General features: G+C 53.3%; 11 protein-coding genes. 10 read left to right on the forward strand and 1 reads right to left on the reverse strand.

From position 1 onward, the window contains the following. From BLW97_RS16610 to BLW97_RS16655, 10 genes are all read left to right on the forward strand, one after another. On the forward strand, window positions 1–367 hold a 367-nt coding region (locus BLW97_RS16610), incomplete at its 5' end, for a DUF302 domain-containing protein (RefSeq protein WP_075323938.1). Between the two features lie 61 nt (window positions 368–428). Next, window positions 429–635, forward strand: coding sequence for a CopZ family metallochaperone (locus BLW97_RS16615; protein ID WP_075323986.1), 207 nt, complete (start codon window positions 429–431; stop codon window positions 633–635). 21 nt (window positions 636–656) lie between these two features. Further along, window positions 657–782: a glutaredoxin family protein gene (locus tag BLW97_RS20115; RefSeq protein WP_226825952.1), complete on the forward strand. Its 126-nt coding sequence runs from the start codon at window positions 657–659 to the stop codon at window positions 780–782. A gap of 547 nt (window positions 783–1,329) precedes the next feature. Then, on the forward strand, window positions 1,330–1,479 hold the full coding sequence (bufA1, locus tag BLW97_RS20500; RefSeq protein ID WP_404813201.1) for a BufA1 family periplasmic bufferin-type metallophore: 150 nt from the start codon (window positions 1,330–1,332) through the stop codon (window positions 1,477–1,479). Window positions 1,480–1,548: 69 nt separating this feature from the next. Next, window positions 1,549–2,442: an MNIO family bufferin maturase gene (bufB, locus tag BLW97_RS16630; protein WP_075323987.1), complete on the forward strand. Its 894-nt coding sequence runs from the start codon at window positions 1,549–1,551 to the stop codon at window positions 2,440–2,442. Continuing rightward, on the forward strand, window positions 2,414–2,947 hold the full coding sequence (locus tag BLW97_RS16635) for a DUF2063 domain-containing protein (RefSeq protein WP_226825951.1): 534 nt from the start codon (window positions 2,414–2,416) through the stop codon (window positions 2,945–2,947). Before bufB ends, BLW97_RS16635 begins: the two co-directional genes overlap by 29 nt. A 14-nt stretch (window positions 2,948–2,961) precedes the next feature. Continuing rightward, on the forward strand, window positions 2,962–4,950 hold the full coding sequence (dsbD, locus tag BLW97_RS16640) for a protein-disulfide reductase DsbD (protein ID WP_226825950.1): 1,989 nt from the start codon (window positions 2,962–2,964) through the stop codon (window positions 4,948–4,950). A 29-nt stretch (window positions 4,951–4,979) separates the two neighbouring features. Then, complete coding sequence (locus BLW97_RS16645; RefSeq protein ID WP_226825949.1) at window positions 4,980–5,585, forward strand: thioredoxin fold domain-containing protein; 606 nt, start codon at window positions 4,980–4,982, stop codon at window positions 5,583–5,585. A gap of 26 nt (window positions 5,586–5,611) precedes the next feature. Then, on the forward strand, window positions 5,612–6,244 hold the full coding sequence (locus tag BLW97_RS16650; RefSeq protein ID WP_143214957.1) for a thioredoxin fold domain-containing protein: 633 nt from the start codon (window positions 5,612–5,614) through the stop codon (window positions 6,242–6,244). A 107-nt stretch (window positions 6,245–6,351) separates the two neighbouring features. Beyond that, a complete protein-coding gene (locus BLW97_RS16655) occupies window positions 6,352–6,969 on the forward strand; it encodes a thioredoxin fold domain-containing protein (RefSeq protein ID WP_075323988.1) in 618 nt (205 codons plus the stop codon). 271 nt (window positions 6,970–7,240) lie between these two features. Here the strand turns inward: BLW97_RS16655 and BLW97_RS19835 are convergent. Next, window positions 7,241–7,460 (reverse strand): hypothetical protein (locus BLW97_RS19835; RefSeq protein WP_207650642.1); only part of this gene is annotated, 220 nt, incomplete at its 5' end.

Raw genomic sequence — 7,460 nt, forward strand, 5'->3', positions numbered from 1 at the left:
CAAGGGCGATTTTGATGCCACTGTAGGGCAGGTCACCGAGGCCCTCAAGGTGGAAGGATTTGGTGTGCTTACCACGATTGATGTGGCCGCGACACTCAAGGCCAAACTGGGCATTGAAGGGCGACCTTATGTCATTCTCGGTGCTTGCAACCCGTCCTACGCTCATCAGGCGTTGGAGACCGATCCTGACATTGGTGCCTTGCTGCCCTGCAACGTGGTGGTACGCACCGAAGCCGATGGCAGCGTGAGTGTGGTATTCATGGATCCCGCCGCCGTGCTTGGCATGGTGGACAAGCCGCAAATTACCACGCTCGGCATTGAGGTGCGCGATAAACTCCAGCGTGTGGCTGACGCCATGCGCGGTTGAATAATATTTATACGAGCTTATTGAATAGCCCTTTTACTACATTCGCAACAGGAGTGAACCCATGAGTGAGATCCATCTGAAGATTACTGGCATGACTTGTGAGCATTGCGTTCGTGCCCTGACGAAGGCACTGGAAAGCGTGCCCGGCGTGGAACATACGGATGTCACGCTGGAACCTGGAAAAGCCGTAGTGCGCGGTAAGGCCGAGATTTCCGCATTGATCGCGGCGGTCAAGGAAGAAGGTTATGAGGCGGAGGTGCGGGGCTGAAGCCCTGCACGCCGATCCGCTATGTATGATCCTGTGCTGCTTTACACGAGTCCCGGCTGCCCCGACTGCGCTGCCGTGCGCCGTTACCTTGAAGAACACCATATCGCATATGAGAAACGTGACGTAACGGCTCCCGGCGTGGCTTAGGAGGCTAAATCACGCTATGGGGTGCGGGGCGCGCCGATCACCGTGATCGCTGGCGAAGCGTTATGGGGAACGTTTGCCCATCAAAAGCTACAACTTGATCCACTGCTGGCCAGGGCTCAAGGGGATGGGTGCGAGAGTTGAAAATAAGTAGGGTTTGAAGGGGATTGGCGTAAATGCGTATCGAACGGGATATCATAAAAAACCGCCTGCGCCGGGTTGCCGCCCCGATAAGAGATAAAGTAGGTGGCATACCCCCACCCGCCACGCCGGCTCTACTCAACTGCGAAATTTGGGGTATCAGGTGAGTTTGACGGAGTCGTGAGTGTCAGGCACCGTTCCCTTCGGGGAAAACCGCGTGGTCGTTATGAAAAAGGAGTTAATCATGAGTAAGGAAATGACAAATCGTAAGCATACTTTCCAGCGTGCACTGCTTGCTGGGGCTGTCACTATGGCTGGAGTGGGCTTTGCTGGCACAGCGATGGCAGGAGGAATGCCATCGGGCTATGTCAAGTGTTACGGCATTGCCCGTGCGCATCAAAACCAGTGTATGTCCATAGGCGGTATTACTCCCGGTTCCGCAAAAACCAATGGTAATCCCGATGCCTGGCTGGCCGTACCGAAAGGGGTTTGCCTGAAAATCGTGGGTGGCAGCCTGACCCCCGGAAAGGCCCCAGCTAAAACCCCCGCTAAGAAATAAATAAGGGGGACCGAGGTCTCACTGGCCTCGGCATATTTTCAGAATGCTGGTAGCCAGGAGAACACGCTGATGATCCAGGACACTACGGCAATTCACATGAACATCTTTTCTAATGGGGAAATTCCAGTAGCTGCAGGGATTGGCCTTCGTGCCTGCCATTATCGCGATTTCCAAAGAGGCAAACCACACACAGCCTGGGTCGAGGCACATAGTGAAAACCTGTTTGCTGCGGGTGGCTTGCCCCATCGGGTGATGCACCAGGTGCGCAGTCATTATCCCGTGAGCCTGCATGGCGTCGGCCTGTCTCTGGGGAGTGCGGACCCATTGAATAAGGAACACCTCCAACAACTGCAGCAAGTGATCAGCCGTTATGAACCGGGACTGGTTTCCGAACATCTCTGCTGGGTGTCATCGGAAGGGCGCTATCTTAATGATTTATTACCTATACCTTATACCAAAGAGATGCTGCAGCATGTCAGTGATCGGATTGACCAAGTGCAGAATGCCTTTCGGCGACAAATCCTGATCGAGAATGTTTCAGCCTATCTGCAATTTGACGAGAGCCAGATGGCAGAATGGGCTTTTTTAAATGCCCTGGTAGAACGTACGGGGTGCGGGTTATTGCTGGATATCAACAATCTGTACGTCAACAGCCGGAATCTCGGAATAAATAGTGATGAGTACTTGGTAAATATCAATGCCGATACCATCCATGAGATTCATTTGGCAGGATTTTCGATAGAAACTGCTTTAGGTCAGGAAGTATTCATCGATACGCACAGTCAGGCAGTCTGGCCCGAAGTCTGGACGCTTTATCGACGAGCCCTGCAGATTATCGGCCGCCCAATCCCTACACTTATTGAATGGGATACGAACATTCCGCCACTTGCTATTCTGCAACGAAAGCCTCAAAAATGTTTACGGTGCGATCTTCGTGCTGATTGGAGAGGATTGTTTTCGTGAAGTCGCCTATTCCTACGGTCGCTCCATTCCCTCATTATCTGGCGATCGCAACGCCTATGGCGAGCATATGCCCGCCTTTCTTGCCCACCATCCTCTCACCCGGGAACTCGCCTATTTACCGGATATGGCACGGCTGGAATGGGCCAGTCATGAAACTTATTCTGCAGCAGAAAACTTTATCGGTAATGGATTACATGCTTCCCTGCACCTGGTGGAGTCGAGCTATCCGCTGATGGCACTCTGGCAACTGTGCCAGCACCCCGATGCGGAAAGTACGCTGGATTTGGATGCACTTGGTGGTGATAGCGTCTTGGTTGTGCGCCCACAGGAAAACGTACTAATGCGCAGCTTGTCCCCAAGCGAGGCGGCCTGGTATCGGGCCTTACTGGAAGGACATCCACCCGATCAGGCCGCTGCTGCCGCCCGAACAGTTGAACCGGACTGTGACCCCATGTTGTACTGGGAAACAGCAGTCGGTGATGGGGTTTTACAACAACAGCACTGAGGTAGCGAACACGAATGAAGCATCCAGTTTTACGCCGCACTTATCAGGAACGAGGAGATCATCTCATCAGACTAGCGGGAAATTCCTTTTTTGGGCTGTGGGCACCGCTCATCGCATTGCTGCTGATGCTATCTACTTCTGCCTTTGCCGGTACAGTGGTTCCAGTGACAAGCCTCAGCGCTTCGTCATTGATGTCGTCCACCAATAGCGTGCATCGCTCACCATTTCTAGCACCGGCCAAAGCCTTCCGCTTTAAGGCGCGCATGGCCCCAAACGACACCCTGGTCCTCCAGTGGATCGCCGCACCCCATTATCACCTCTACCGCAATCGGATCACTTTACAGGTGAGCCCTCGTTCTGCCCATTTGGCACCTTATACCCTGCCACCGGGCAAACCGATGAACATACCAGGGGTCGGAACCCTGGCTGTTTATGAGGGAGATACCACCACGATTCGGGTGCCCGTACATTTTACGGGCACGCCCCCCAAGCAACTTCGAGTCACCAGCAGTTTTCAGGGATGTGCCAATGCCGGTGTCTGCTACCCGATCATCACGAAAAGCTATACGCTAAGCCCGACGGGAATTATTGCCAGCACCGTACGGCATGCTCCGGCTTTGGCCGACACGCATCCTGCTCTGCAGAAGCCGGTTCAACCTTCAGTGGTGGCCGGTCAATATGGGCAGTTCGCAGCAGGATTAGCCGGTGGACAAGTCCTCTTAACGCTACTGCTTTTCTTTCTGGCGGGCCTTGGACTAGCCTTCACACCCTGCATTTTCCCCATGATTCCCATTCTGTCCTCCCTGGTGGTCGGTCAGGGGAACACGCAGTTGACCGTAAAGCAGTCCAGAAGGCATGCATTCTGGATTTCTCTGGCCTATGTGCTGGGTATGTCATTGGCCTATACGGTTGCCGGGGTTCTTGCAGCGATCACCGGATCCTATCTGCAGGCCTTTTTTCAAAACCCCTGGGTGCTCAGTGGATTCAGTGCATTGTTTGTCGTATTGGCGCTCTCCATGTTCGGTTTCTACGACTTGCAGATGCCCAATGCCATACAATCGCGCCTGTCCCGTTACGGGAAGGGCGGACACTTTTTCAGCGCCTTCGTGATGGGTGTGCTGTCCGCCCTGATCGTCGGACCGTGTGTCGCGGCCCCATTAGCGGGGGCTCTGCTGTTCATTGCCCACACCGGCAACGTAGTTCTGGGGGGACTGGCCCTGTTCCTTCTGGGGTTGGGCATGGGCGTCCCCCTGCTGATCATCGGGACTTCTGCCGGACATTTTCTGCCCAAAGCCGGCACATGGATGAATGGCGTAAAGGCCGTCTTTGGCGTGGTTCTGCTGGGAGTGGCCATCTGGTTCCTATCACGAATTGTGCCGGGACCGGTTACGCTGGCCTTATGGTCAGCGCTCGCCATCCTCTCAGGTATTTTTCTGGGGGCGTTTGCAGCCAATTCCGGGGGATGGCCCCGATTCTTCCAGGGACTCGGCATACTGGCTGTTGTCTATGGTGTGGTTCTCGGAGTCGGTGCCTCGGCGGGTGCTTCCCTGGTGCTTGAACCTTTGGCACCTTTCGTGGCAAAAGAGGTTTCAGTCGCCCCTCTACAGAACCATGCACTTCAAAAGCATCATCCCCTCCAGTTTACCGTGGTTCGCAGCCTTCCCCAGCTGCAATCGGCTTTGGCCGCAGCAAAAGGGCACCCGGTATTGGTGGATTTCTGGGCAACCTGGTGTGTAGAGTGCCAGCGTATGGATGTCGAAACCTATGACAATCCCCATGTAGAAAAGGCCTTGCAACCACTCACGCTGATTCGGGTGAATGTGACAGCGAGCGATGCCGCATCGCGCCACCTGCTTCATTATTTCCAGTTATTTGGACCACCCGCAGTACTGCTGGTCAATGCGCAAGGGCATCTGGTTGCCCAATATGAAGGTTATGAAGGACCCGAAACGCTCCTGCAGCACCTGCGGCAGAAGCTGGGCCATACAATGCCCGATCGTTGAAGTTATAGAAAATAATTGAGGAGACCGCTATGAACCGCATCACAAAACTGACCATTATATCCAGCATGCTGGTCGGCACCTTGGGCATAGGAACTGCCCTGGCAGCCACAGAACTTCCGCCTTTACCCAAAATGGCTCAGGACAATTATTGGAAGGACATTGGACAGCGACTGACCTATATCCAGGAAGGGCATAAAGGACCGGTTATTTATGATTTTTTTGATCCGAATTGTCCTTATTGCCACGGTATGTACGATGAGGAACAACCGCTAATCAAAGCCGGAAAACTCTCCGTGCGTTATGTGCCGGTCGCCTATCTGCTGCCCAGTAGCACGCCTGAAGCGGCCGCTATTCTGCAATCCCCGCATCGGGTCCAGGCGCTGCAACATTTTGAGGGATTGGCTGCCAAAAGTTTCGCGGCACCTATGGGACCCCAGGGACCTGTTGGTCTGCCGCAAGCCAAAGCACTTCCACAGACGCTTCACGCATTAAAAGTGAACATGGCTGTACTGCAAAGTACCCACTCCATGGGCGTACCCGCCATTTTGTATGAACGCAAAAATGGCACAACAGGGTTAATGCCCGGCATGGTATCTCGCGGGGAACTGCTGACCATCATTCCGAATCTGAAATAATCAATCTACCAGGAGAATAGCGCGCTATGAAAAACAGGATGAGAACCCGCTGGCTGAAATGGCTGGGAATCGGGCTATTCGGCAGTAGTCTATTACTTTTCGGCATGACTTTCGCTGAAGCTCAGACAGCCACGGGAACGGCTACAGCTATACCGCCCAAAAAACTGACGGCGAATGTTCTTTGGAAGCATATTCTGGCGCATCACCTCACTTATATTCAGGAAGGCCACCACGGTCCCATCATTTATGATTTTCAGGATCCCAATTGTCCTTACTGCCATGTGATGTACAATCATGAGGCCCCCTTGATCAAGGCCGGAAAATTGACGGTCCGTTATGTCCCCGTGGCCTTCCTGACGCCACAAAGTCCGGCAGAGGTCGCTGATTGGCTGCAATCTTCCCATCCTCTGGCAACATTGAAACATTTTGAATCCATTGTTGGTCCGGCGTTACAGAGCGGTGACTATCGCAGCCTTCCCAAAGCCACACCCACAGCAAAAACAACCCAGGATCTCAAGCATAATCTGGAAATGATGGGTGCATTGGGTTTCAATGGCACGCCCGCCATGTTGTATCGTCTCAAAAATGGTCAAATTGGCCGCATCCCCGGCATGATTTCTGAAAAACAGCTTTCCGGGCTGCTGCCGCATTTGCGGTGAGTATTATTGAAACGTAGGCGACTCACGGGACATTCGCGTCCAGGAAATGCCACCGGAGATTGGTCGCCCAGGAGATCATTACCTACAGATTATCAAGGAGTGCATAGATGGAAAAAAGAAGGTTATCAGGATGGCTACTGACTGGATGGCTGATCACACTTCCGTTGGCGGCCACGGCTGCACCTGCCCAGGAGAACATGCTTTTTCAGGAAATGGCAAAGCCCCAACACGCCAATCCCAAGGCGCTTCCTCCAAGTGCTATTGCTGCAGCGATCACCCACGCACACACTTTTCTGGTCGGGCATCAGGGGCCTGAGTTGACGGCATTTATGGACCCTAACTGTATCTGGTGCCATAGATTGTATGAGAAAGCTCTGCCCATCATCGGGGCTGGAAAATTGCGGTTACGGGTAGTTCTGGTGGGATTTCTGGAACCAACCAGTCCCGCCAAAGCCGCATCCATCCTGATGGCGAATAATCCAGCTAAAGCACTGGCCTATGATGAATCGCATTTCAATACCCAAACAGAAGAAGGCGGGATCCGTCCAGCCCTCAATCCTCCCCCCTTGATACGTCGCGCAGTGCGCAATAATACTCAGCTGCTTATCCGTACGGGTGAAGAAGCAACGCCCACGTTACTCTACCGAAATAAACATGGGCAATGGGAACTACAACATGGTTTGGGGAGTAATGGGTTGCATGAAATCATGGAGAACATCTCATAGATTTGTTAAGAATTCCGGAAAATTGCGAGTCATAAAATAAGGGCCAACTTGTGGAAACCTGGCAGGTCTATCCTCTCTCTGAGTGAGCAGACAGCCCATGTGCAAGGCATTAAGACAGACATTCGCTCGCCCTCGACAATGTTCAGAGAGCGTTCGTCAACTTCGATACACGCGGCATCATCAAGCTGGTGCCGGATACCGAAACGGACCGCCTGCTTGGTGAGCAGGCAGTGGTCGACCAGGCCGGCGAATCCCCGCCTGTCCCGCCTGTTCATTGTGGCATTTTGGGCTTGTGGTTGCATATCATTTTGATATTATCGAAAACATGAAAAAGACTGCGTCCTCCCCAGATACGTCCGTTGCAGCCGAAACCTGCTTGGTCCGCTGTTTTCATCCGCTCGAGATCAACCGCGTGCGGAAACATCTCAAGGCGGATGGCGTACACCTGGCCGCTGCTGCAGACCGGTTCAAAGCCTTGGGCAATGTGAAAC

The organism is Acidithiobacillus albertensis, assembly GCF_001931655.1.
In the GTDB taxonomy this organism is placed as follows: domain Bacteria; phylum Pseudomonadota; class Gammaproteobacteria; order Acidithiobacillales; family Acidithiobacillaceae; genus Acidithiobacillus; species Acidithiobacillus thiooxidans.

Excerpts from the sequence above, each read along its gene's own strand:
- BLW97_RS16615 (WP_075323986.1), top strand. The coding sequence starts at position 429 with ATGAGTGAGATCCATCTGAAGATTACTGGCATGACTTGTGAGCATTGC.
- BLW97_RS20115 (WP_226825952.1), top strand. The coding sequence starts at position 657 with ATGTATGATCCTGTGCTGCTTTACACGAGTCCCGGCTGCCCCGACTGC.
- bufA1 (WP_404813201.1), top strand. The coding sequence starts at position 1,330 with ATGTCCATAGGCGGTATTACTCCCGGTTCCGCAAAAACCAATGGTAAT.
- bufB (WP_075323987.1), top strand. The coding sequence starts at position 1,549 with ATGATCCAGGACACTACGGCAATTCACATGAACATCTTTTCTAATGGG.
- dsbD (WP_226825950.1), top strand. The coding sequence starts at position 2,962 with ATGAAGCATCCAGTTTTACGCCGCACTTATCAGGAACGAGGAGATCAT.
- BLW97_RS16645 (WP_226825949.1), top strand. The coding sequence starts at position 4,980 with ATGAACCGCATCACAAAACTGACCATTATATCCAGCATGCTGGTCGGC.
- BLW97_RS16650 (WP_143214957.1), top strand. The coding sequence starts at position 5,612 with ATGAAAAACAGGATGAGAACCCGCTGGCTGAAATGGCTGGGAATCGGG.
- BLW97_RS16655 (WP_075323988.1), top strand. The coding sequence starts at position 6,352 with ATGGAAAAAAGAAGGTTATCAGGATGGCTACTGACTGGATGGCTGATC.